This is a genomic window from Pseudomonas sp. LSJ-87, from assembly GCF_032971465.1.
Lineage (GTDB): Bacteria > Pseudomonadota > Gammaproteobacteria > Pseudomonadales > Pseudomonadaceae > Aquipseudomonas > Aquipseudomonas putida_Z.
The window spans coordinates 81,089-106,017 of sequence record NZ_JAWJYQ010000004.1; the positions used below are offsets into that span (position 1 = coordinate 81,089).

A 24,929-nucleotide genomic window follows, 5' to 3' on the forward strand; every position below is an offset into this window, starting at 1 on the left:
AATAACAAACATCGATTCCAGCGAAAGCGCTCCTCCATGAATGTTGATCTGCACTGTCACAGCACGGCCTCCGACGGCGCCCTGTCGCCCTCGATACTGGTCGCCCGGGCTCATGAGCATGGGGTGCAAACGCTGGCACTGACCGACCATGACACCATCGAAGGCCTGCCCGAGGCGCGCCAGGCGTGCCGCGACAAGGGCATGCACTGGGTCAGCGGGGTGGAGCTGTCGTGCACCTGGGGTGGCGCGACCATCCATGTGCTGGGCTATGACTTCCCGCTCGACGCACCGCCCCTGCTGGCGGCGATCGAAGCGCTGCACCGCGGCCGCTGGCTGCGCGCCGAAGAAATCGACAAACGGCTGGCGGCCAAGGGCATGCCCGGTACCCTCGACGGCGCCCGCGCCGTGCAGCACGAACTGGGCGATAGCGGCAACGCCCCGGCGCGCCCGCATTTTGCCGAGTACCTGGTGCGTGCCGGGCACGTCAAGGACCGCGGCGAGGCGTTTCGCAAATGGCTGGGCGCCGGCAAGCTGGGGGACGTCAAGCAGCACTGGCCTACCCTCGATGAAACCGTCGCCACCCTGCGCCAGTCCAACGCTTGGGTGAGCCTGGCGCATCCCATGCACTACGATCTGACCCGCAGCAAGCGCAGAAGGCTGATTGCCGACTATATTCAGGCAGGCGGGCAGGCGCTTGAAGTGGTCAACGGGATGATGCCTGCCGAGCAGGTGGGCACCATGTCCATCCTCACCCGTGAGTTCGGCCTGCTGGCAAGCGCTGGCAGTGACTTCCACGGCCCCGGCACCTGGGGCGAGATCGGTGCCTACCGGCCTTTGCCCGAGGACCTGCCACCTCTGTGGCGCCGATTCAGCCATGAACAGCCTTTGGCGGTATGAACAGGACGACTACGTGAGCCAATTTTTCCAGATTCATCCGGAGAACCCGCAGCAGCGCCTGATCAAGCAGGCCGTCGAGATTATCCGCAAGGGCGGTGTAGTGGTGTACCCGACGGATTCGGCCTATGCGCTGGGTTGCCAGATGGGTGACAAGGCGGCCATCGAACGGGTGCGGCGCCTGCGCGGGCTGGACAAGACCCACAACTTCACCCTGATGTGCTGCGACATGTCGCAGCTGGGGTTGTACGCCAAGGTCGATACCGGCACCTTCCGCCTGCTCAAGGCACATGTGCCGGGGCCTTACACGTTCATCCTCAATGGCACGCGCGAAGTGCCGCGCCTGCTGTTGCACGATAAACGCCGCACCATCGGGCTACGGGTGCCGGCCCATGCCATCACCCTGGCCTTGCTGGCTGAACTGGGCGAGCCGTTGATGAGTGTGAGCCTGATCCTGCCGGGCGATACCGAGCCAATGACCGACCCTTACGAGATCCGTGAGCGCCTGGAGCACCATGTCGACCTGGTGATCGACGGCGGTTTCGGTGACCTCAAGGCATCGACCATCATCGACCTGTCCGGTGATGAGCCGGAACTGGTCCGTGAAGGCTGCGGCGACCCCACGCCGTTCCTGGTCAACGCGTGAGCCAGGTGGAAACGCCCGAGGCACCGGCCGAACAGGCCGAGGTGCCTCGCCAACTGCAATTGGCCCTGGTCTATGGCGAAGCCCTGACCGAGCTGCCGCTGGACCTGTACATCCCGCCGGACGCCCTGGAAGTCATCCTCGAAGCCTTCGAAGGGCCGCTGGACCTGTTGCTGTACCTGATCCGCAAGCAGAACATCGACATCCTCGACATCCCGGTGGCGGAAATCACCCGCCAGTACATGGGCTACGTGGAGCTGATGAAGAGCGTGCGCCTGGAGCTGGCCGCCGAATACCTGGTGATGGCTGCCATGCTCGCCGAGATCAAGTCGCGCATGTTGCTGCCGCGCTCGGCCGACGTCGAGGAGGAGGAGGGCGACCCGCGCGCCGAACTGATCCGCCGGCTGCAGGAGTACGAGCGCTTCAAGGCCGCCGCCGAAGGTATCGATGAATTGCCACGGGTTGGCCGCGAGGTGGTGGTGCCGCGGCTGGAGGCGCCGCAGGCCAAGGTGCGCAAGCTGTTGCCCCAGGTCAGCCTGGAGGAGCTGCTGGTGTCGATGGCCGAGGTGATGCGCCGCAACGACCTGTTCGAAAGCCATCAGATCACCCGCGAGACCTTGTCCACCCGCGAACGCATGAGCCAGGTGCTGGAACGCCTGAAGGGCGGCGGTTTCGTGCCGTTCGTCGAGCTGTTCGCCGTCGAGGAGGGCAAGCTGGGTGTGGTGGTGACGTTCATGGCGATTCTCGAGCTGGTGAAGGAATCGCTGATCGAACTGGTGCAGAATGAACCCTTCGCCGCCATCCACGTGCGGCTTCGCCCCGCGCTTGTTGAAGAACCTGATGAACCTGAATGAACCCCGCGACCTGGCGTCGCTGATCGAAGCCTTCCTGCTGGCTTCGGGCAAGCCGCAATCCCTGGAGCGCCTGTACGAACTGTTCGAGGAAGCCGAGCGACCGGAGCCCAAGGTCTTCAGGCAGGCTCTGGAGCTGCTGGGCAAGTCGTGCAATGGCCGTGCCTTCGAGCTCAAGGAGGTGGCCAGCGGTTACCGCCTGCAGATTCGCGAGGACTTTGCGCCGTGGGTCGGGCGCCTGTGGGAAGAACGCCCGCAGCGCTACTCGCGCGCGCTGCTGGAAACCCTGGCCCTGATCGCCTACCGCCAGCCCATCACCCGTGGCGAAATCGAGGATGTGCGTGGCGTAGCGGTGAACAGCAACATCATCAAGACCCTGATGGAGCGCGAGTGGATCCGCGTGGTCGGCTACCGCGAAGTGCCCGGGCGGCCGGCGATGTTCGCCACTACCAAGGCGTTTCTCGACCATTTCAACCTCAAGAGCCTGGACGAGCTGCCAGCCTTGGCCGAGCTGCGGGAGATGGAGCCCGAGCCGCTGCTCGACCCGGATGATGCGCCAGTGCCGGCGCACCTGCAGGCATTGGCGGATGCCAGCCTTGGGGAAGAGGAAGAGGTTGCCGAGCCGAAGGAGGAGACCAGCTTCCGTAGCCTGCTGGTGGAGCTGGATGCGATGGAAGAGGGGCTGAAGACCGATTTCGATGATTTGCGCGAGGAAGAGGCTGAGGCTGCTGTGGAAGAAGAGGGCAAGGTGCAGCCTTGAGTCTTGTGTTGTCTGTGCTGGCCCTTTCGCGGGTAAACCCGCTCCCACAGCGATATCACAGGTCCTGAGAGTGATGCGGTACCTGTGGGAGCGGGTTTACCCGCGAAGAGGCCGGTACTGCCAATACATAACCATTAGGCAGAAACCCCTCGCAAAGCCCACAAAACCCTCTACCCTCCAGTGCGTTCCCCCGCCGAACCGCGTATGATGCGCGGCCTTTTGGCGCGTTCGTCGCCAGAACCCTTATTTCATTCCTACACCGGGAGGTGCCCAGATGAGTGAGCAAGACCTGCAAGATACCGAAATCACCCCTCCATCCGGCGAAAAGCTGCAGAAAGTGCTGGCGCGCATTGGCGTTGGCTCGCGCCGTGACGTCGAGGCCTGGATCAGCCAGGGCCGCATCAAGGTCAACGGCGTCGAGGCCACCCTCGGCCAGCGCGTCGACCTGCACGACGCCATTGCCGTGGATGGCAAGCTGATCAAGCGCGAAGAGGCCGCCGAGGCCACCCGCCGGGTGATCATGTACAACAAGCCCGATGGCGAAATCTGCACCCGTGACGACCCGGAAGGTCGCCCGACCGTGTTCGACCGCCTGCCACGGCCGAAAGAAGGCCGCTGGATCAACATTGGCCGCCTCGACATCAACACCACCGGCCTGCTGCTGTTCACCACCGACGGTGAACTGGCCAACCGCCTGATGCACCCGTCCTACGAGATGGACCGTGAGTACGCGGTACGTGTGCGTGGTGAGGTCGACGACGAGATGATCGAGCGCCTGAAGGCCGGCGTGATGCTGGAAGATGGCCCGGCCAAGTTCACCGACATCCAGAAGGCACCAGGTGGCGAAGGCTTCAACCACTGGTACCACTGCGTGGTGATGGAAGGCCGCAACCGTGAAGTGCGTCGCCTGTGGGAGTCTCAGGGCATGGTGGTCAGCCGCCTGAAGCGCGTGCGTTTCGGCCCGGTGTTCCTCAACTCCGACCTGCCGATGGGCCGCTGGCGTGAAATGAGCCAGGGCGAAATCGACATCCTCGCTGCTGAAGTGGGCCTGCAGCCGGTGGCGCTGCCAGCCATGAAGCTCAAGGCCAAGGACAAGATGGAGCGCCTGCAGCGCAAGTCGACCCGCCCGCTGGGCCGTGGCGAGCGCGTGCGCAACCTGCGCCCGGCTCACGAAGGTGCTGCTGCTGGCGAACGCCCGGCGCGCCAGCCGCGTGAAGAGGCCCCGCGCAAGACCGGCCGTGGCAGCACCGTGGCCGAACGCCCGAGCGAGATGCGCAAGCGTCCGGCCAAGCCTGAAGGTGACAAGCCGGCAGGGCGTGGCCGCGGCAAACCGCGTGGTTGATTGGCCTGTGTGGTAATCGAGAAACCAGCCTTCGGGCTGGTTTTTTATGCCTGTCAGATTTTGGGGCTGCTGTGCAGCCCATCGCGACACAAGGCCGCTCCCACAGAAAACGCGTCACCTGTGGGAGCGGCCTTGTGTCGCGAAAGGGCCGCAAAGCGGCCCCAAGATATTGAACAAAAAGAATTTTCGGACGACTGGCAAGTTCCCGAACCACCCTGTAAAGAAAATTGTACGAATGTGGTCGGTTTCAGCCCGGATTTCAGATTAGGTCGAATCGTGTAAACAAACCTTGCCGCCGACTCCCCGTCAAAACAGCCAGCCAAGCCCCACCCACCCTTGCCCAAAGCCCCGCCCCACGGTGTTATAGCCGCCATTGCCGTGTGCAAAAGCCTGTCCACAGAGCCAGGCTGACAAAACAACAAATGGAGGCGCCATGTACGCCGATCACTTCGCCTTTCAAGGCCCACACCACAGGATCGCTGCGTTTTTTCCCGAGGAAACGATGCAACGCGTTGACGCCTGCGCGTTTGCAGGGGTATACAGTGCGCCGCGTTTTACCTGTGACTCCCTTGCGTACCGCGCACTCTTGATCACGCCTGGTTGACCCGCCCCGGCGGCACCTGAGGTCAGGAAACCCAAGGTAACCACCTTGCCCATTCCGCTGCGCCACGAGCGCGGTGGGTCCGATTCCGTCACAGATAAAAACAATGCAGGTGACTTCGTTCATGAGTGGACAAAACATGCATTCAGGCGAGCTCAAGCGGGGCCTGAAGAACCGCCATATTCAGTTGATCGCCCTCGGCGGTGCGATTGGTACCGGCCTGTTCCTCGGCTCGGCAGGCGTGATGAAATCCGCTGGCCCGTCGATGATCCTTGGCTACGCCATCTGCGGCTTCATCGCCTTTATGATCATGCGCCAGCTCGGCGAAATGATCGTCGAAGAGCCGGTGGCCGGCTCGTTCAGCCATTTCGCCCACACCTACTGGGGTGGTTTCGCCGGCTTCCTGTCGGGCTGGAACTGCTGGGTGCTGTACATCCTGGTGGGCATGTCGGAGCTTTCGGCGGTCGGCAAGTATGTCCACTACTGGTGGCCGGAGATCCCTACCTGGGTCACGGCGGCAGCGTTCTTCGTGCTGATCAACGCCATCAACCTGATGAACGTGAAGTTCTTCGGTGAGGCCGAATTCTGGTTTGCCATCATCAAGGTGGTGGCCATCGTCAGCATGATCGGCCTGGGTGCCTACCTGCTGACCAGCGGCAGCGGCGGCCCTGAAGCCACCGTGGCCAACCTGTGGTCGCACGGCGGCTTCTTCCCGAACGGTGTCAGCGGGCTGGTGATGGCCCTGGCCTTCATCATGTTCTCCTTCGGTGGCCTGGAAATGCTCGGCTTCACCGCTGCCGAGGCCGACAAGCCGAAGACCGTGATCCCCAAGGCGATCAACCAGGTCATCTACCGTATCCTGATCTTCTATGTCGGTGCCCTGGTGGTGCTGCTGTCGCTGACCCCATGGGACAACCTGGTCGCCAGCATCGATGCCTCCGGCGGCAGCTATGGCAGCAGCCCGTTCGTGCAGGTGTTCTCGCTGCTGGGCAGTGACGTGGCTGCGCACCTGCTGAACTTTGTGGTCCTGACTGCAGCGCTGTCGGTGTACAACAGCGGCACCTACTGCAACGCCCGCATGCTGCTGGGCATGGCCGAACAAGGTGACGCCCCGGCGTCGCTGGCCAAGGTCGACAGCCGCGGTGTGCCGGTGCGCTCGATCCTGGCGTCGGCAGGCGTGACGCTGATCGCGGTGCTGCTCAACTACCTGATGCCGCAAAACGCGCTGGAGCTGCTGATGTCGCTGGTGGTGGCCACCCTGGTTATCAACTGGGCGATGATCAGCTACTCGCACCTGAAGTTCCGCCAGCACCTGGACCGCACTGGCCAGAAGCCGCTGTTCAAGGCGCTGTGGTACCCCTATGGCAACTACATCTGCCTGGCGTTCGTGGTGCTGATCCTGGGCATCATGGCGATGATCCCGGGTATCCAGGTTTCCGTGTATGCGATCCCGGTGTGGCTGTTCGCCATGTTCGTGGTCTACATGGTCAAGCCGCGCCGCAAGGCGCAGGCGCTTGGGGCTGCTGGTAGCGTGGCCAAGTAAGGCGCTGCAGGTAGCGTACAAATAACCCGAAGTCAGGAACTGGCTTCGGGTTTTTTATTGCCTGTACCGGCCTTTTCGCGGGTAAACCCGCTCCCACAGGGACATCACCTGACCTGAAAGCAGCGCTATACCTGTGGGAGCGGGTTTACCCGCGAAGAGGCCGGCACAGGCAAAAATCAGATCTGCTCCAGCAACCAACTGCGAAACGCCCGCAGCGACGGTAACGCCTCATTGCGCGGCGGGTAGATCAGGTAATAACTGCGCTGGCTGGCAAATGCCACCCCGGGGCTGTACAGCTCACCCTTGGCCAGTTCTTCCTCCACCAGTATGCGCGGCACCAGGCCGATGCCGATCCCGGCCCGTACCGCCTGGATCAGGTGTGAGGTCAGCTCGAAGCTCGGCCCCAGGCGCATCGCCCGGTGCGCCAGGCCATGGTGCGAAAACCACTCGCCCCAGGCATGCGGGTTGTTGGCCACATTCAGCAGCACCTCTTCACTGATGCGTGCAGGGCTCCAGCCCTGGCTGTCCGCGCCAGCCTCCGGCGGCAATATCACCACCAGTTCCTCGGCATGCAGGCGATGGCAGATCAACCCCGGCAGGTCGTGGCTGGCCACGCCGATGGCGGCATCGATCTCGCTGGTGTCGAAGTTGATGGCTTCGATGCGTGAATGTATGTGCACCAGCATGCCCGGGTGGGCGCTGTAGAAGGCGTGCAGCCGTGGCAGCAGCCATTTCGAGCCGAAGGTGGGCAAGGTGGCCAGGCGCAAGGTGCCCACCCCCGACTGGTAGGCCAATGCCTGCAAGGTGGCGCTGCGGATGCGCCCAAGTGCCTCGCTGAGCTCGCGCTGGTACAGGCGGCCGACATCGGTCAGCTGCACCTGGCGCCCCTCGCGGCGGAACAGGGTCAGGCCCAGTTGCTGCTCCAGCGCCTGCACCTGGCGGCTGACCGCGCTCTGGGTCAGCGACAGCTCGGCAGCGGCGCGGGTGTAGCTTTCATGCCGGGCGGCAGCCTCGAAAGCCAGTAGCAGCGACATGGATGGGGTCAGATGGCGGTAATTCATTCATGAAAGTCATTAATAGCGGCAGGATTATCCGTTTGCCCCTGAAGCAAAACTACAGGAACATTGGCCTGCACGTCACCTCCGCATGCCATCACCCATGCCGGAACGACAGGAATCCCGTGAATTAGCCAATATCAAGAGGCCATCCTTCGATGATCGCCCAGCTGCCGACCGTTGCCCCGAGCGCCAACTACCCCGAATTCCTCGAAGCCCTGCGCAACAGCGGCTTCCGTGGCCAGATCAGTGCCGACTACGGTACCCGCACGGTGCTGGCCACCGACAACTCGATCTACCAGCGCTTGCCACAGGCGGCGGTGTTCCCGCTGGACGCCGACGATGTGGCGCGGGTCGCCACGCTGATGGCCGAGGAGCGCTTCCAGCAGGTCAAGCTGACCCCGCGCGGCGGTGGTACCGGCACCAACGGGCAGTCGCTGACCGACGGGATCGTCGTCGACCTGTCGCGGCACATGAACAAGATCCTCGAAATCAACGTCGAGGAACGCTGGGTGCGGGTGCAGGCCGGTACCGTCAAGGACCAGCTCAACGCCGCGCTCAAGCCACACGGGCTGTTCTTCGCCCCCGAGCTGTCCACCTCCAACCGTGCCACTGTCGGCGGCATGATCAACACCGATGCCAGTGGCCAGGGCAGCTGCACCTATGGCAAGACCCGCGACCACGTACTGGAGCTTCACAGCGTGCTGCTCGGTGGCGAGCGCCTGCACAGCCTGCCGATCGACGATGCCGCGCTGGAGCAGGCCTGTGCCGCGCCCGGCCGGGTCGGCGAGGTGTACCGCATGGCGCGGGAAATCCAGGAAACCCAGGCCGACCTCATCGAAACCACCTTCCCCAAGCTCAACCGTTGCCTGACCGGCTACGACCTGGCGCACCTGCGCGACGAGCAGGGCCGCTTCAACCTCAACAGCGTGCTGTGCGGTGCCGAGGGCTCGCTGGGCTATGTGGTCGAAGCCAAGCTCAATGTGCTGCCGATCCCCAAGTACGCCGTGCTGGTCAACGTGCGCTACACCAGCTTCATGGATGCCCTGCGTGACGCCAACGCGCTGATGGCGCACAAGCCGCTGTCGATCGAGACCGTCGACTCCAAGGTGCTGATGCTGGCGATGAAGGACATCGTCTGGCACAGCGTCGCCGAATACTTCCCGGCCGACCCCGAGCGCCCGACCCTGGGCATCAACCTGGTGGAGTTCTGCGGCGACGAGCCGGCCGAGGTCAATGCCAAGGTGCAAGCGTTCATCCAGCACCTGCAGAGCGACACCAGCGTCGAGCGCCTGGGCCACACCCTGGCCGAGGGCGCCGAGGCGGTGACCCGCGTCTACACCATGCGTAAACGTTCGGTGGGCCTGCTGGGCAACGTCGAGGGCGAAGTGCGCCCGCAACCGTTCGTGGAAGACACCGCGGTACCGCCGGAGCAACTGGCCGACTACATCGCCGACTTCCGTGCACTGCTCGATGGCTACGGCCTGGCCTACGGCATGTTCGGCCACGTCGATGCCGGTGTGCTGCACGTGCGCCCGGCACTGGACATGAAGGACCCGGCCCAGGCCGCACTGGTCAAGCCGATTTCCGACGCCGTGGCGGCGCTGACCAAAAGCTATGGCGGCTTGCTGTGGGGCGAGCACGGCAAGGGCCTGCGTTCGGAATACGTGCCGGAGTACTTCGGCGAGCTGTACCCGGCGCTGCAGCGCCTGAAGGGCGCTTTCGACCCGCACAACCAGCTCAACCCGGGCAAGATCTGCACCCCGCCAGACAGCGCCGAAGGCCTGACCAAGGTCGATGGCGTGACCCTGCGCGGCGACCTCGACCGCACCATCGACGAACGCGTGTGGCAGGACTTCCCTAGCGCCGTGCACTGCAACGGCAACGGCGCCTGCTACAACTACGACCCCAACGACGCCATGTGCCCGTCGTGGAAGGCCACCCGTGAACGCCAGCATTCGCCCAAGGGCCGTGCTTCGCTGATGCGCGAATGGCTGCGCTTGCAGGGCGAGGCCAACATCGACGTGCTGGCGGCTGCGCGCAACAAGGTGTCGTGGCTCAAGGGCCTGCCGGCACGCCTGCGCAACAATCGCGCGCGCAGCCAGGGCCAGGAAGACTTCTCCCATGAGGTGTATGACGCCATGGCCGGCTGCCTGGCGTGCAAGTCGTGCGCCGGGCAGTGCCCGATCAAGGTCAACGTGCCGGACTTCCGCTCGCGCTTCCTCGAGCTGTACCACGGCCGCTACCAGCGCCCGCTGCGTGACTACCTGATCGGTTCGCTGGAGTTCACCATCCCGTACCTGGCCCACGCGCCAGGGCTGTACAACGCGGTGATGGGTTCGAAGTGGGTGAGCAAGCTGCTGGCCGACAAGGTCGGCATGGTCGACAGCCCGCTGATCAGCCGCTTCAACTTCCAGGCCACCCTGACCCGCTGCCGCGTCGGCGTGGCCAGCGTGCCGGCCCTGCGTGAACTGACCCCGGCCCAGCGCGAGCGCAGCATCGTGCTGGTGCAGGATGCCTTTACCCGTTACTTCGAGACACCGCTGCTGTCGGCCTTCATCGACCTGGCGCACCGCCTGGGCCACCGGGTGTTCCTGGCGCCGTACAGTGCCAACGGCAAGCCACTGCACGTTCAGGGCTTCCTCGGTGCGTTCGCCAAGGCGGCGATCCGCAATGCCACCCAGCTCAAGGCCCTGGCCGAGTGCGGCGTGCCGCTGGTGGGCCTGGACCCGGCGATGACTCTGGTGTATCGCCAGGAGTACCAGAAAGTGCCGGGCCTGGATGGCTGCCCGCAGGTGCTGTTGCCGCAGGAGTGGTTGATGGATGTGCTGCCGGAGCAGGCACCGACCGCGCCGGGCAATTTCCGCCTGATGGCGCACTGCACCGAGAAGACCAACGTGCCGGCCAGCACCAGGCAGTGGGAGCAGGTGTTCGCCCGCCTTGGCCTGAAGCTGGTGACCGAGGCGACTGGCTGCTGCGGTATGTCGGGTACCTATGGGCACGAGGCGCGTAACCAGGACACCTCGCGGACCATCTTCGAGCAGTCGTGGGCGACCAAGCTGGACAAGGAAGGCGAGCCGCTGGCGACCGGTTACTCGTGCCGCAGTCAGGTCAAGCGCATGACCGAGCGGCAGATGCGCCACCCGCTGGAAGTGGTGCTGCAGTACGCCCAGCGCTGACCTTCAGGGCCCCGGGGGCTGCCTTGCAGCCCATCGCCGGCAAGCCAGCTCCCACAGGTGTAGCGTCAGCCTTGGTTCATGCGGACCCTGTGGGAGCTGGCTTGCCGGCGATGGGCCAGTGCAGGCAGTCACATAAATCAGGTTTCCTGTGCGCGATCCCGCCTTCGCTGCGCCTGCCGATACAGATACAGGCTCAACACCAGCCCGCAAGCCGCCGCCGCTGCCGCAAACAGAAACATCGAAGCAAACCCGAACCCCGCCGCCACCGCGCCAACCAGCGGCCCGGTCACCCCCAACGACAAATCGATGAACAGCGAATAAGCCCCCACCGCCGCCCCGCGGTTGGCCGCCGACACCTGGTTCACCGCCTCCACCCCCAGTGCCGGGAACACCAGCGAGAAGCCGAACCCGCTCAGCGCGGCCCCCGCCAACGCCAGTTCGGCGCTGGGCGCCAGCCACAGCATCAGCAGCCCGAGCGTTTCCACCGACAGGCAGGCAATCGCCACCCGGAACCCGCCAAGCCGGTTGATCAGGTTGCCGAACAGCAGTCGCGCACTGATGAAGCTGGCGCCGAACAGGCTCAGCGTCAGTGCCGCATTGGCCCAGCCGCGGCTGGCGTAATACAAGGTGATGAAGGTGGCGATGGTGCCAAAGCCGATCGAGCCCAGGGCAAGCCCCGAGCCGTGCGGGAACACCTTGCCCAGCACCCGCAGGAACGGCAGGCGCACGCCACTGACGATCGGTGCGGCCTGTTTGGGCCAGGCCAGCAGCAACCCGAGCGCACACAGCAGGATGATGCTCACGCCCATGCTCCACAGGCCCAGGCTCTTGACCATCAGCACGCCCAACGGAGCGCCGATGGCCAGCGCGCCATAGCTGGCGATGCCATTCCAGGAAATGACCTTGGCCGTGTTTTCGGCACCTACGCGGCCGATGCCCCAGCCAATGGCACCGGAGCCCACCAGGCTTTCCGCACTGCCAAGTACCAGGCGGCCGACCAGCAGGCAGGCCAGGCTCAGCCAGGGCAGGTGGGTGAGGAAGGCGCAGGCCAGCATGAACACCCCGCTGAGCCCGCAGCCGACCAAGCCATACATGACCGCCTTCTTGCTGCCGTGGTTGTCGATGATGCGGCTGGCGGTAGGGCGGCTGAGCAGGGTGGCCAGGTACTGCACGCTGATCACCAGCCCCGCGACCACGGCACTGAAGCCCAGATCGTTGTGCACATAGCCGGGCAATACGGCCAGCGGGATGCCGATGTTCAGGTAGCCGATGAAGGTGAAGAGGACGATGGAGACGACTTGCAGGGTGACCGCAAGGGGGCGCGGTGAGTGGGGCATGAGGGCCTACGTGGGTTCTGGACGGTGTGAAAACGTGATGACGGGGGTAGCCCGCAGGTCAGCCGTTTTCACACAGTCGGGGATGCGCGGTTATTCCTGGTCAGCGCTGGATTGATCGTCACCATCCTGCTCGACGGCAGCTGCCGGTTCGGCGTGAACGGTCACGGTTGGCTCTTCTGGGTTCAGGCTTGGGAAGGGAAGATTCGGGATTTCATGCATCTCGTCGTTCCTCGCAAGTGTGAGTGAAAAGTCTGCGCCAGGCGCGTTTGAAGCTTCGCAAAGCTGGGGCAGGATACACAAGTCTGGATGACAGTTTGGATTTTTTAGCGGTCGCTTGTCGGTTTTGCGGGCGAACAGCGGACATGTTTCCTGCAAAAAACTGGGGCCCCTGTGGGAGTGGGTTTACCCGCGAACACCGGCGAAGCCGGTGCCATGCACCGCGTTGTCTGCTTCGCGGGTGAACCCGCTCCCACAGGCCCCAGTTTCTCAGTGCTTACTTGCGGCCTTCAGCCGTCTCCGCCACCTTGTCGGTGCGTGCGCACATGATGAAGTCATTGCGGTGCAGGCCTTTGATCGAGTGGCTCCACCAAGTCACGGTGACCTTGCCCCACTCGGTCAGCAGGCCCGGGTGGTGGCCTTCGGCCTCGGCGATCTCGCCCACGGCATTGGTGAACGCCAGGGCGTGCTTGAAGTTCTTGAACAGGAACACGCGTTCCAGCTCCATGTGGCCGTCACGTACTTCGATGTTCCAGTCCGGGATTTCGCGAATCAGCTCGGCCAGCTCTTCGTCGGTGACCTTTGGTGCGTCGGCGCGGCAGGCTTCGCAATGGGCTTGGTTCAAGGCATTCATGTGGTGTTTTCCGGTTCGAGTTGTTATCGGCAAGGTCGCTCAGGCCGCGACCTTGGGTGGAAACTTCGGTGCGTGCAGGCCCAGCTGCATGGCTTTGTGAACCATGCCCATGATGTCTTCGTGGGCCAGGTCGAACAGGCACTTCATGTTCGGCAGCACGAAATACAGTGGCTGCAGGATGTCGATGCGATACGGTGTGCGCATGGCCTCGATCGGGTCGAAGGCCTGGTGCTCGGGCTCGCCAGACAGACTGTAGACGGTCTCCTTAGGCGACGAGAGGATGCCGCCGCCATAGATCTTGCGGCCCTGCGCGGTTTCCATCAGGCCGAACTCGATAGTCATCCAGTACAGGCGCGCCAGGTACACGCGTTGTTCCTTGGTCGCGGCCAGGCCGAGCTTGCCGTAGGTGTGGGTGAATTCGGCGAACCAGGGGTTGGTCAGCAGCGGGCAGTGGCCGAAGATCTCGTGGAAGATATCGGGCTCTTGCAGGTAGTCCAGCTCTTCCGGGGTGCGGATGAAGGTGGCCACCGGGAAGCGCTTGCTGGCCAGCAGTTCGAAGAAGGTCTGGAAGGGGATCAGCGCCGGGACCCGGGCAACCTGCCAACCGGTGGTGGCGCCCAGCACCTTGTTGATCTCGCCCAGTTGCGGAATACGGTCATGAGGCAGCTTGAGCTGGTCGATGCCGTCCAGGTATTCCTGGCACGCGCGGCCTTCGATCACTTTCAGCTGACGGGTGATCAGGGTGTTCCATACCGCATGCTCTTGCTGCGGGTAATCGATAAAACCATGCGCATCGGGCTCGCGTGCCACGTATTGCGTCTGTTTCATGTGGCTCTCCTGGTGAGGGCTTTTCTTGTTATGTGCAGGACATGCCTAAGGAATATCCCTTCACTGGCCACTTTGCACGGGGTAGGCCAGTGGGCGGGGCTGGCTTTGGGCGAGGTTTTCGTAACGATAATTTTACAAAAAGGCGCAGGTGTCGGAAAATCCGAGGCATCTGGCTGAAGCTTCGGCTGTTTTTGTCAGCTTATCTTTACGACTTTTCCGCGCGGTGTTGAAAAACATTGGCGCTTCGAGAGCCCTCATGCGTATCAAAGTGCATTGCCAGAACCGTATTGGCATCCTGCGCGACATCCTCAACCTGCTGGTGGAGTACGGCATCAACGTGCTGCGCGGCGAGGTGGGCGGTGACCATGGCAACGCCATCTACCTGCATTGCCCGAACCTGATCAATCTGCAGTTCCAGGCGCTGCGGCCGAAGTTCGAGGCGATTGCCGGAGTATTCGGTGTCAAGCGCGTGGGGCTTATGCCCAGCGAGCGCCGGCACATGGAGCTGAATGCGCTGCTGGGGGCGCTGGACTTCCCGGTGCTGTCGATCGACATGGGTGGCAGCATCGTCGCCGCCAACCGGGCCGCTGCGCAGCTGCTGGGCGTGCGGGTGGACGAGGTGCCGGGCATGCCGCTGGCGCGCTATGTGGAGGACTTCGACCTGCCAGAGCTGGTGCGCGCCAACAAGTCGCGTATCAACGGCCTGCGCATCAAGGTCAAGGGCGATGTGTTCCTGGCCGATATCGCGCCGCTGCAGTCCGAGCACGACGACAGCGAGGCGCTGGCTGGCGCGGTGCTGACCCTGCACCGTGCCGACCGTATCGGTGAGCGCATCTACAACGTGCGCAAGCAGGAGCTGCGCGGTTTCGACAGCATCTTCCAGAGTTCGCGGGTGATGGCTGCGGTGGTACGCGAGGCGCGGCGCATGGCGCCGCTGGACGCACCATTGCTGATCGAGGGCGAGACCGGCACCGGCAAGGAGTTGCTGGCGCGTGCCTGCCACTTGGCCAGCCCGCGCGGCCAGTCACCGCTGATGGCGCTCAACTGCGCCGGGTTGCCCGAGTCGATGGCCGAGACCGAGCTGTTCGGTTACGGCCCCGGGGCATTCGAAGGGGCGCGGGCCGAGGGCAAGCTGGGGCTGCTGGAGCTGACCGCCGGTGGCACGCTGTTCCTTGACGGGGTAGGGGAGATGAGCCCGCGCCTGCAGGTGAAGCTGCTGCGTTTTCTGCAGGATGGCTGCTTCCGTCGTGTCGGCAGCGATGAAGAGGTGTACCTGGATGTGCGGGTGATCTGCGCGACCCAGGTGGATTTGTCCGAATTGTGTGCCCGTGGCGAGTTTCGTCAGGACCTGTATCACCGGCTCAATGTGTTGTCGCTGCACATTCCGCCATTGCGCGAATGCATGGATGGCCTGGAAGGGCTGGTGCAGCACTTTCTCGACCAGGCCAGCCGACAGATTGGCTGCGCCATGCCGCGCCTGGCGCCGGCGGCGATGGACAAACTCGGCCAGTATCATTGGCCGGGTAATGTAAGGCAGTTGGAAAACGTGTTGTTCCAGGCGGTTTCGTTATGCGAAGGCGGCGTGGTCAAAAGTGAACATATACGCTTGCCGGATTACGGTGTGCGCCAACCGCTGGGTGAGTTTTCGCTGGACGGGGATCTTTCGCAGATTGTCGGGCGCTTTGAAAAAGCGGTGCTGGAAAGTTTGATGGGGGAATTCCCGAGTAGTCGGGCTTTAGGTAAAAGACTGGGTGTTTCGCATACGACCATTGCCAACAAGTTGAGGGATTATTCGTTGGGCAAGTCGGTAGATTAATAAGCGGTTGGTCAATAACCTGTTAATCAGGTGCAATATTCTTCGCGGGCTTGCCCGCTCCCACAGGTACCGCGCCAAATTCAAGGCTGTGGGAGCGGGCAAGCCCGCGAAAGGGGCCCGCAGGGCCCCCAATTCACAAGGTATCAGCCGTTCGAGCAGCCGTTCCCCATCACGCGGTATTCGAGAATGTGCTTCTGGCCCTTGGAGTCCTCGTAGGTCATGCGGGCTGGCACGACTTCGCACACATTGGGCACTTCGCTCATGGAAATGACGCGGGCAATGTCCAGGTGCTGCGAGTAACTGTACTGTTCAACCGGAATCTGCTCGGCATCTTTGGCTTCGCCGGCCATCGCCGCGCCGCAAAGACTGCCAAGTACCAATACCAGTAAAGCTTTCATTTTCAATTTACCTGTCTAAGGTCGTGAGGGGGCACGCGGCGCTTATGGCGCCGCGAGTATTGCTAGTTTTAACTATCGGGTTTGGATGGGGATTAACGTTTGCCTTCGTGGGGGCTGTTACCAGTTGTTAATCGCCTTGCCGTTGCTGGCGAGGTGAATTTTATGGCTGGGGCCAAGGCCGAAACAGTGGGTCTTTTGATAAAGTGTTTTGGCAGAATCTGTAACAATCCTCTGGTAAAGGGCCCCATTTTTTCCTCGCCAGGGCTGTAAGGTGCGTGCCAGAGCGCTTTGTCGGGACGGTCGTACCAAATTACTACCAACGTCGAATGGCTTTTGTCGCTCTGGTACAGTTACAAACGGTTCCATACAAAAACAACTATTACACCGAGGTAACACAGATGAGTGCGGCTCCACTGTATCCCGTTCGTCCCGAGGTTGCGGCCACCACCCTGACCGACGAGGCCACCTACAAGGCCATGTATCAGCAATCGGTGATCAACCCGGACGGCTTCTGGCGCGAGCAGGCCCAGCGCATCGACTGGATCAAGCCGTTCACCAAGGTCAAGCAGACCTCCTTCGACGACCACCACGTCGATATCAAATGGTTCGCCGACGGCACTCTGAACGTTTCCTCCAACTGCCTGGACCGCCACCTCGAAGAGCGCGGCGACCAGTTGGCCATCATCTGGGAAGGCGACGACCCTTCCGAACACCGCAACATCACCTACCGCGAACTGCACGAGCAGGTCTGCAAGTTCGCCAACGCCCTGCGTGGCCAGGATGTGCACCGGGGTGACGTGGTCACCATCTATATGCCGATGATCCCCGAGGCCGTGGTCGCCATGCTGGCCTGTGCCCGTATCGGTGCGATCCATTCGGTGGTGTTCGGCGGCTTCTCGCCCGAGGCGCTGGCCGGCCGTATCATCGACTGCAAGTCCAAGGTCGTGATTACCGCCGACGAAGGCGTGCGCGGTGGCCGACGTACCCCGCTCAAGGCCAACGTCGACCTGGCGCTGACCAACCCTGAAACCAACAGCGTGCAGAAGATCATCGTGTGCAAGCGCACCGGTGGCGACATTGCCTGGCACCAGCACCGCGACATCTGGTACGAAGACCTGATGAAAGTCGCCTCCAGCCACTGCGCGCCGAAAGAGATGGGTGCCGAGGAAGCGCTGTTCATCCTTTATACCTCCGGCTCCACCGGCAAGCCGAAGGGCGTGCTGCACACCACCGGCGGCTACCTGGTATACGCCGCGCTGACCCATGAGCGCGTGTTCGACTATCGCCCGGGCGAGGTGTACTGGTGCACCGCCGACGTGGGTTGGGTCACCGGCCACAGCTACATCGTCTACGGCCCGCTGGCCAACGGCGCCACTACCTTGCTGTTCGAAGGCGTGCCGAACTACCCCGACATCACCCGCGTGTCGAAGATCGTCGACAAGCACAAGGTCAACATCCTGTACACCGCGCCAACCGCCATCCGCGCGATGATGGCCGAAGGGCAGGCTGCTGTTGAAGGTGCCGATGGCTCCAGCCTGCGCCTGCTGGGCTCGGTGGGTGAGCCGATCAACCCCGAAGCCTGGAGCTGGTACTACAAGACGGTGGGCAAGGAGCGGTGCCCGATCGTCGACACCTGGTGGCAGACCGAGACCGGCGGCATCCTGATCAGCCCGCTGCCGGGCGCTACCGGCCTCAAGCCGGGCTCGGCAACCCGCCCGTTCTTCGGCGTGGTGCCGGCGCTGGTGGACAACCTGGGCAACCTGATCGAGGGCGCTGCCGAAGGCAACCTGGTGATCCTCGATTCCTGGCCGGGCCAGTCGCGTTCGCTGTACGGCGACCACGACCGTTTCGTCGATACCTACTTCAAGACCTTCCGTGGCATGTACTTCACCGGTGACGGTGCGCGCCGCGACGAGGATGGCTACTACTGGATCACCGGCCGCGTGGATGACGTGCTGAACGTGTCCGGTCACCGCATGGGTACTGCCGAGATCGAAAGTGCCATGGTGGCGCATGCGAAAGTGGCCGAGGCCGCGGTGGTGGGTGTGCCGCACGACATCAAGGGGCAGGGCATCTATGTGTATGTCACCCTCAACGCCGGTATCGAGGCCAGCGAGCAGCTGCGCCTGGAGCTGAAGAACTGGGTGCGCAAGGAAATCGGCCCGATCGCCTCGCCAGATGTGATCCAGTGGGCGCCGGGGCTGCCGAAGACCCGGTCGGGCAAGATCATGCGCCGCATCCTGCGCAAGATTGCCACGGGTGAGTACGATGCCCTGGGCGATATCTCGACCCTGGCCGACCCGGGCGTGGTGCAGCACCTGATCGATACCCACAAGGCCATGAGCCTGGCTTCGGCCTGATAGCGAAGCAGGGCGCATGCTGACGGCTTTATGCGATCCCTGTGGTAGCGGCTTTAGTCGCGAAGAACCCAGCGCGGTGGATGGCACCGGCGTTGCCGGTGTTCGCGGCTGAAGCCGCTCCCACAGGGTAAGGCGTGTGCTGTACCTGTGAGATCAGCCAATAAAAACCCCGTCCGGGCAACCGGCGGGGTTTTTTGCTTTACTGTTACCCGACATTCATCGGTAACTGTTCTGTCACCGGCGCCGCACAATATCGGGGCGCCAGGAAACAAATCCGGCCTGTTTCAGTGCGTTTTCGCAGCCTTTTTTGCGACACGGCACGCTGCACTTGCCGTAATACAAGGCTTTGCCAATAATAGGCCCGGGAATTGCTAGTACTATAGGTTCTATTTCTTGCGCTCTTGCATATTTTGCAATGGCTGTCAACATCGCCCGCTGCCGTTTCAAGCGCTTCTGTAAGTAGTTGTCGCTTTGAAGAAATATCGACTACCGGGCTGTCGTTAAAATGCCACTCACTCGCTCGTGGTCTGCGACCTTGGTCGAACCCTGCGCGGCTCGCGTTGTACCCATTCGCATATCGGGCAGCCGTTACCTGCCTTGTATTGCTCCGTACCGATGGAGTTACCTGATGAAGAAGCTCGCACTGCTTGGCGCCCTGGCGCTGTCTGTGTTTTCCCTGGTGTCGCAGGCCGATGAAAAACCGCTGAAAATCGGCATCGAAGCCGCCTACCCACCCTTCGCCTTCAAGCAGCCAGACGGCAGCATTGCCGGTTTTGACTACGACATCGGCAACGCCCTGTGCGAAGAGATGAAAGCCAAGTGCACCTGGGTCGAGCAGGAGTTCGACGGCCTGATCCCGGCGCTGAAAGTGCGCAAGATCGACGCCATCCTGTCGTCCATGTCGATCACCGAAGACCGCAAGAAATCGGTCGACTTCACCAAGCGCTACTACCTGACCCCGGCGCGCCTGGTGATGAAGGAAGGTACCGCCGTCAGCGACAGCCTGGATGAGCTCAAGGGCAAGAAGATTGGTGTGCAGCGCGGTTCGATCCACGACCGCTTCGCCAAGGAAGTACTGGGCGCCAAAGGTGCCACCGTGGTTCCTTACGGCACCCAGAACGAAATCTACCTGGACGTGGCAGCTGGCCGCCTCGATGGCACCGTGGCTGACGCCACCCTGCTGGAAGACGGCTTCCTCAAGACCGACGCCGGCAAGGGCTTCGCCTTCGTAGGCCCTTCCTTCACCGACGCCAAGTACTTCGGTGACGGCATCGGTATTGCCGTGCGCAAGGGTGACAAGGCCAACGTCGACCGCATCAACGCTGCCATCGATGCCATCCGTGCCAACGGCAAGTACAAAGAAATCGAGAAGAAGTACTTCAACTTCGACATCTACGGTCCAGACTCGAACTAAGACGTCGGGTTTCACCTGTGCAATGGTGCAAACAGCAGAGGCTCTGAGGTTTGCACCATTTTTCATTCTCTAGGTCGAGGACCTCATCATGTTGAAAGGCTACGGGGCAGTCATCCTCGACGGGGCGTGGCTGACGCTTCAGCTCGCCCTGTCGTCGATGGCCCTGGCCATCGTGCTCGGCCTGATCGGTGTGGCGCTGCGCTTGTCGCCGGTGCGCTGGCTGGCCTGGCTGGGCGATCTGTATTCCACGGTGATTCGTGGTATTCCGGACCTGGTCCTGATCCTGCTGATCTTCTACGGCGGGCAGGACATCATCAACCGCGTTGCGCCGCTGCTCGGTTATGAAGACTACATCGACCTGAATCCGCTGATCGCGGGTATCGGTACCCTGGGCTTCATCTTTGGTGCCTACCTGTCGGAAACCTTCCGCGGTGCGTTCCTCGGTATTCCGAAAGGCCAGGCCGAAGCGGGCGTGGCGTATGGCATGAGCAACCGCCAGGTGTTCTTCCGCATCCAGGTGCCGCAAATGATTCGCCTGGCGATCCCGGGCTTCACCAACAACTGGCTGGTGCTGACCAAGGCCACCGCGCTGATTTCGGTAGTGGGCCTGCAGGACATGATGTTCAAGGCCAAGCAGGCGGCCGACGCCACCCGCGAGCCTTTCACCTTCTTCCTGGCGGTGGCGGCCCTGTACCTGGTGCTGACCAGCATCTCGCTACTGGCCCTGAAGTATCTCGAGCGCCGCTACTCGGTTGGCGTCAAGGTGGCTGAACTATGATCTTCGACTACAACGTCGTCTGGGAGGCACTGCCGATGTACTTCGGCGGCCTGCTGACCACCCTCAAGCTGCTGGCGATTTCGCTGTTCTTCGGGCTGCTGGCGGCCATTCCGCTGGGCCTGATGCGGGTGTCCAAGCAGCCAGCGGTCAATCTCGTGGCGTGGCTGTACACCTACGTGATCCGCGGCACGCCGATGCTGGTGCAGCTGTTCCTGATCTACTACGGCCTGGCGCAGTTCGAGGCGGTGCGCGAAAGCTTCCTGTGGCCGCTGCTGTCCAGCGCTACCTTCTGCGCCTGCCTGGCGTTCGGCATCAACACCAGTGCCTACACCGCCGAAATCATCGCCGGCAGCCTCAAGGCCACGCCGCATGGCGAAATCGAGGCGGCCAAGGCCATGGGCATGTCGCGCATGAAGATGTACCGGCGCATCCTGCTGCCGTCGGCCCTGCGCCGGGCGCTGCCGCAGTACAGCAACGAAGTGATCATGATGCTGCAGACCACCAGCCTGGCGTCGATCGTCACCCTGATCGACATCACTGGCGCTGCGCGCACGGTCAATGCCCAGTACTACCTGCCTTTCGAGGCCTATATCACGGCGGGCGTGTTCTATCTGTGCCTGACCTTCATCCTGGTGCGCCTGTTCAAGATGGCCGAACGCCGCTGGCTCGGCTACCTGGCGCCGCGCAAGCACTGACCGCTTTGTGAGAATCGACAGCATGTACAAACTCGAAGTCCAAGACCTGCACAAGCGCTACGGCAGCCATGAAGTGCTCAAGGGCGTGTCCCTGTCGGCCAAGGCAGGCGATGTCATCAGCATCATCGGCTCCAGCGGTTCGGGCAAGTCGACCTTCCTGCGCTGCATCAACCTGCTGGAGCAGCCGCACGCCGGCAAGATCCTGCTCAACAACGAAGAGTTGAAGCTGGTGCCGGGCAAGGACGGCGCGCTCAAGGCCGCCGACCCGCGTCAGCTGCAGCGCATGCGCTCGCGCCTGTCGATGGTTTTCCAGCACTTCAACCTGTGGTCGCACATGACCGCGCTGGAAAACATCATCGAAGCGCCGGTGCACGTGCTGGGCGTGAACCGCAAGGAAGCCCTGGAAAAGGCCGAGCACTACCTGGCCAAGGTGGGTGTCGCTCATCGCAAGGACGCTTTCCCGGGGCACATGTCCGGCGGCGAGCAGCAGCGTGTGGCAATTGCCCGGGCGCTGGCCATGGAGCCGGAGGTCATGCTGTTCGACGAGCCGACCTCGGCGCTGGACCCGGAACTGGTGGGCGATGTGCTCAAGGTGATGCAGGCGCTGGCCCAGGAAGGCCGCACCATGGTGGTGGTGACCCACGAAATGGGCTTCGCCCGTGAGGTGTCCAACCAGCTGGTGTTCCTGCACAAGGGCCTGGTGGAAGAAACCGGCTGCCCGCGTGAAGTGCTGGCCAACCCGCAGTCGGAGCGCCTGAAGCAGTTCCTCTCCGGCAGCCTGAAGTAAAAACTGCAATTTTGCACCAGAATAGGGCATGCTGCGCGGCGAGCGCAGCCTGACCCGGCGCACAGACTCGAACGACCTCAGGTTTCGGACCGCACCCTATGACCACCCAGCGAATCGGTTTTCTCATCTGGCCCAGCACCCGGCCCTTGACCCTGGCGCTGGCCGAGGAAATGTTGCAGGTGGCGCAGCGGGTGCACCCGGAGGTGGCCTACGAGCTGGTCTTCCTGCAGGCGGAGCCGGCGCAAGAGGGCAGCTGGCGCCTGCCGGGCGAGCCGTGGAACGGCCGCCTTGAGGGCTGCCAAAAGCTGTTCCTGTTGGCTGACGAGCAGCCACCGGCGGTGGGGGCTGCGTTGTCGGCGGCGCTCAAGCAGCTGGCGCGCAGTGGCTGCATGATCGGTGGCCTGTCGGCTGGGGTCTACCCCTTGGCGATGCTGGGCCTGCTCGACGGTTACCGGGCTGCGGTGCACTGGCGCTGGCAGGATGATTTTGCCGAGCGCTTCCCCAAGGTGATCGCCACCAGCCACCTGTTCGACTGGGACCGCGATCGCCTGACCGCTTGTGGCGGCATGGCCGTTACCGACCTGCTGCTGGCGGTGCTGGCCCGTGACCACGGTGCGGAGCTGGCCGGGGCAGTGTCGGAGGAACTGGTGGTCGAGCGCATCCGCGAGGGTGGCGAGCGCCAGCGCATTCCGCTGCAGAACCGCCTGGGCTCCAGCCACCCCAAGCTGACCCAGGCGGTGCTGCTGATGGAGGCCAACATCGAAGAGCCGCTGACCACCGACGAAATTGCCCAGCACGTGTGCGTTTCGCGCCGGCAGCTGGAGCGCATCTTCAAGCAGTACCTGAACCGCGTGCCGAGCCAGTACTACCTGGAGCTGCGGCTGAACAAGGCGCGGCAGATGCTGATGCAGACCAGCAAGTCGATCATCCAGATCGGGCTGTCCTGCGGCTTCTCCTCGGGGCCGCATTTTTCCAGTGCCTACCGCAACTTCTTTGGCGCAACGCCGCGGGAGGATCGCAACCAGCGGCGTAGCAGCAGCCCGTTCGAACTGAGCTCGGCGCCTGCCGAAAAAGGCTGACATTTCCTTACCCTGTGCCGGCCCTTTCGCGGCTGAAGCCGCTCCCACAGGGGTCGCACAACGTTCGAATCTTGCACAGGTTCTGTGGGAGCGGGTTCACCCGCGAAGAGGCCGGTGCGGGCAGCGCCCTTTCTCCCGCAGGTCTGTGCGATGTTTGAAGCCTGTGCGGTCCAGGTGGGAGCGGGCGTGCCCGCGAATCGGCCGGTACAGGCAACCACGCTTCTATATGTGTACACCCGTTCACCCAGCCCCCTCTCTCCCGTACACTGCGCGATTGCGACAGTGTTTGTCGCATTGCCGAAAGCCTTGTCAAAACTGGGTTTTGCGCTGTAACAAGTTGTCGCTTGGCCGCAAGGACAGGCGCGGATCAGTCCTTACAATCCCCCCATCGCTCGCCACTTCCAGGCCAGCGTTCCTCTTCAGGAGACTCAGATGTCCGTTGAGCAAGCCCCGGTGCAACGTGCCGATTTCGACCAGGTCATGGTCCCCAACTATTCTCCGGCGGCCTTCATTCCTGTGCGAGGCGAGGGTTCCCGCGTCTGGGACCAGTCGGGTCGCGAATTGATCGACTTTGCCGGTGGCATCGCGGTCAACGCCCTGGGCCACTGCCACCCGGCACTGGTCAAGGCCCTGACCGAGCAAGCCAACACCCTCTGGCACGTATCCAACGTGTTCACCAACGAGCCGGCCCTGCGCCTGGCCCACAAGCTGGTGGACGCCACCTTTGCCGACCGTGCGTTCTTCTGCAACTCCGGCGCCGAGTCCAACGAGGCCGCCTTCAAGCTGGCCCGTCGCGTTGCCCACGACCGCTTCGGCCCGGAAAAGCACGAAATCATCGCCACCGTGAACAGCTTCCACGGCCGTACCCTGTTCACCGTCAGCGTCGGTGGCCAGCCGAAGTACTCCGATGGCTTCGGCCCGAAGATCACCGGCATCAGCCATGTGCCGTACAACGACCTGGAAGCGCTGAAGGCACAGATTTCCGACAAGACCTGCGCCGTGGTGATCGAGCCGATCCAGGGCGAGAGCGGCGTGGTGCCGGCCGACAAGGCCTACCTGGAAGGTGCGCGCAAACTGTGTGACGAACACAACGCCCTGCTGATCTTCGACGAAGTGCAGACCGGCGTTGGCCGTACCGGTTCGCTGTATGCCTACCAGCACTACGGCGTTACCCCGGACATCCTGACCAGCGCCAAGAGCCTGGGCGGCGGTTTCCCGATCGGTGCCATGCTGACCACCACCGAGCTGGCCAAGCACCTGGCCGTCGGCACCCACGGCACCACCTACGGCGGCAACCCGCTGGGCTGCGCTGTCGCCTGCGCGGTGCTGGACGTGGTCAACACCCCGGAAACCCTGGCCGGCATCAAGGCCAAGCATGAGCGCTTCAAGGTCCGCCTGGAGCAGATCGGCCAGAAGTACAACCTGTTCAGCCAGGTGCGTGGCGTTGGCCTGCTGCTGGGCTGCGTGCTGACCGAGGCCTGGAAAGGCAAGGCCAAGGACGTGCTCAACGCCGCCGAGAAAGAAGGCGTGATGGTGCTGCAGGCCGGCCCGGACGTGGTCCGCTTCGCGCCAAGCCTGGTGGTTGAAGACGCCGACATCGACGAAGGCCTGGACCGCTTCGAGCGCGCCGTGGCCACCCTGACCAAGGGCTGATCCGCCTGCGGTTCCTTCGCCGGCCCCGGTGCAGGCTCAACCCGAGTCTGCACCGGGCCGGTGATA

At 63.0% G+C, this 24,929-nt stretch carries 21 protein-coding genes; 15 read left to right on the forward strand and 6 right to left on the reverse strand.

All coding sequences use genetic code 11. The features are described from left to right. Window positions 1–36 precede the first annotated feature (36 nt). From RYH74_RS05435 to RYH74_RS05460, 6 genes are all read left to right on the forward strand, one after another. Window positions 37–897 carry a PHP domain-containing protein gene (locus RYH74_RS05435; RefSeq protein ID WP_023661025.1) on the forward strand — a complete coding sequence of 287 codons (861 nt, stop codon included), beginning with the start codon at window positions 37–39 and terminating at the stop codon, window positions 895–897. Window positions 898–910: 13 nt separating this feature from the next. After that, window positions 911–1,540, forward strand: coding sequence for an L-threonylcarbamoyladenylate synthase (locus RYH74_RS05440; protein ID WP_038408376.1), 630 nt, complete (start codon window positions 911–913; stop codon window positions 1,538–1,540). Window positions 1,541–1,665: 125 nt separating this feature from the next. Then, window positions 1,666–2,391, forward strand: coding sequence for a ScpA family protein (locus tag RYH74_RS05445; protein WP_317409116.1), 726 nt, complete (start codon window positions 1,666–1,668; stop codon window positions 2,389–2,391). Beyond that, window positions 2,378–3,148 carry an SMC-Scp complex subunit ScpB gene (gene scpB / locus RYH74_RS05450; protein ID WP_061551279.1) on the forward strand — a complete coding sequence of 257 codons (771 nt, stop codon included), beginning with the start codon at window positions 2,378–2,380 and terminating at the stop codon, window positions 3,146–3,148. Before RYH74_RS05445 ends, scpB begins: the two co-directional genes overlap by 14 nt. Window positions 3,149–3,422: 274 nt before the next feature. Next, window positions 3,423–4,490: a 23S rRNA pseudouridine(2605) synthase RluB gene (gene rluB / locus RYH74_RS05455; protein WP_075045968.1), complete on the forward strand. Its 1,068-nt coding sequence runs from the start codon at window positions 3,423–3,425 to the stop codon at window positions 4,488–4,490. A gap of 725 nt (window positions 4,491–5,215) precedes the next feature. Further along, window positions 5,216–6,634, forward strand: coding sequence for an amino acid permease (locus RYH74_RS05460; RefSeq protein WP_161551429.1), 1,419 nt, complete (start codon window positions 5,216–5,218; stop codon window positions 6,632–6,634). Window positions 6,635–6,810: 176 nt separating this feature from the next. Here the strand turns inward: RYH74_RS05460 and RYH74_RS05465 are convergent, their stop codons facing one another. After that, the gene (locus RYH74_RS05465) at window positions 6,811–7,695 is read right to left on the reverse strand and encodes a LysR substrate-binding domain-containing protein (RefSeq protein ID WP_013973663.1); all 885 of its coding nucleotides are present in this window, start codon (window positions 7,693–7,695) and stop codon (window positions 6,811–6,813) included. Window positions 7,696–7,847: 152 nt separating this feature from the next. On the opposite strand from RYH74_RS05465, the gene RYH74_RS05470 reads away from it, so the two are divergent. Next, entirely contained in the window at window positions 7,848–10,868 is a 3,021-nt protein-coding gene (locus RYH74_RS05470) for an FAD-binding and (Fe-S)-binding domain-containing protein (RefSeq protein ID WP_317409069.1), read from the forward strand. A 137-nt stretch (window positions 10,869–11,005) separates the two neighbouring features. Here RYH74_RS05470 and RYH74_RS05475 read toward each other — a convergent pair whose 3' ends face one another. The 4 genes from RYH74_RS05475 to phhA form a co-directional block, all read right to left on the reverse strand. Then, window positions 11,006–12,205: an MFS transporter gene (locus tag RYH74_RS05475; protein WP_075045966.1), complete on the reverse strand. Its 1,200-nt coding sequence runs from the start codon at window positions 12,203–12,205 to the stop codon at window positions 11,006–11,008. A 90-nt stretch (window positions 12,206–12,295) separates the two neighbouring features. Beyond that, window positions 12,296–12,424, reverse strand: a complete 129-nt coding sequence (locus tag RYH74_RS05480) for a hypothetical protein (RefSeq protein ID WP_015271274.1) — start codon at window positions 12,422–12,424, stop codon at window positions 12,296–12,298. A gap of 274 nt (window positions 12,425–12,698) precedes the next feature. Then, window positions 12,699–13,055, reverse strand: coding sequence for a 4a-hydroxytetrahydrobiopterin dehydratase (locus RYH74_RS05485; RefSeq protein WP_003254532.1), 357 nt, complete (start codon window positions 13,053–13,055; stop codon window positions 12,699–12,701). A 39-nt stretch (window positions 13,056–13,094) separates the two neighbouring features. Next, window positions 13,095–13,883 (reverse strand): phenylalanine 4-monooxygenase, encoded by a 789-nt coding sequence (gene phhA, locus RYH74_RS05490; protein ID WP_025340130.1) that lies wholly within the window; start codon window positions 13,881–13,883, stop codon window positions 13,095–13,097. A 256-nt stretch (window positions 13,884–14,139) separates the two neighbouring features. Between phhA and RYH74_RS05495 the strand changes: the two genes are divergently transcribed. Further along, window positions 14,140–15,699 carry a sigma-54-dependent phenylalanine hydroxylase transcriptional regulator PhhR gene (locus RYH74_RS05495; protein ID WP_024087504.1) on the forward strand — a complete coding sequence of 520 codons (1,560 nt, stop codon included), beginning with the start codon at window positions 14,140–14,142 and terminating at the stop codon, window positions 15,697–15,699. 143 nt (window positions 15,700–15,842) lie between these two features. Here RYH74_RS05495 and RYH74_RS05500 read toward each other — a convergent pair whose 3' ends face one another. Next, complete coding sequence (locus RYH74_RS05500; protein ID WP_003260110.1) at window positions 15,843–16,097, reverse strand: DUF2790 domain-containing protein; 255 nt, start codon at window positions 16,095–16,097, stop codon at window positions 15,843–15,845. A 398-nt stretch (window positions 16,098–16,495) separates the two neighbouring features. Between RYH74_RS05500 and acs the strand changes: the two genes are divergently transcribed. The 7 genes from acs (at window position 16,496) to RYH74_RS05535 (ending at window position 24,863) form a co-directional block, all read left to right on the forward strand. Then, window positions 16,496–18,457, forward strand: coding sequence for an acetate--CoA ligase (gene acs / locus RYH74_RS05505; RefSeq protein WP_317409071.1), 1,962 nt, complete (start codon window positions 16,496–16,498; stop codon window positions 18,455–18,457). A 628-nt stretch (window positions 18,458–19,085) separates the two neighbouring features. Continuing rightward, entirely contained in the window at window positions 19,086–19,871 is a 786-nt protein-coding gene (locus tag RYH74_RS05510) for an ABC transporter substrate-binding protein (protein ID WP_075045965.1), read from the forward strand. A gap of 88 nt (window positions 19,872–19,959) precedes the next feature. Further along, window positions 19,960–20,649: an ABC transporter permease gene (locus tag RYH74_RS05515; protein WP_003260113.1), complete on the forward strand. Its 690-nt coding sequence runs from the start codon at window positions 19,960–19,962 to the stop codon at window positions 20,647–20,649. Then, window positions 20,646–21,344, forward strand: coding sequence for an ABC transporter permease (locus RYH74_RS05520; protein WP_003260115.1), 699 nt, complete (start codon window positions 20,646–20,648; stop codon window positions 21,342–21,344). The genes RYH74_RS05515 and RYH74_RS05520 overlap by 4 nt, the downstream gene beginning before the upstream one ends. Before the next feature lie 22 nt (window positions 21,345–21,366). Then, complete coding sequence (locus RYH74_RS05525) at window positions 21,367–22,131, forward strand: ABC transporter ATP-binding protein (protein ID WP_025340127.1); 765 nt, start codon at window positions 21,367–21,369, stop codon at window positions 22,129–22,131. Window positions 22,132–22,229: 98 nt separating this feature from the next. Continuing rightward, window positions 22,230–23,210: a transcriptional regulator ArgR gene (gene argR / locus RYH74_RS05530; RefSeq protein ID WP_317409072.1), complete on the forward strand. Its 981-nt coding sequence runs from the start codon at window positions 22,230–22,232 to the stop codon at window positions 23,208–23,210. A gap of 432 nt (window positions 23,211–23,642) precedes the next feature. Further along, window positions 23,643–24,863: an aspartate aminotransferase family protein gene (locus RYH74_RS05535; RefSeq protein WP_013973653.1), complete on the forward strand. Its 1,221-nt coding sequence runs from the start codon at window positions 23,643–23,645 to the stop codon at window positions 24,861–24,863. The last annotated feature ends 66 nt before the right edge of the window (window positions 24,864–24,929 follow it).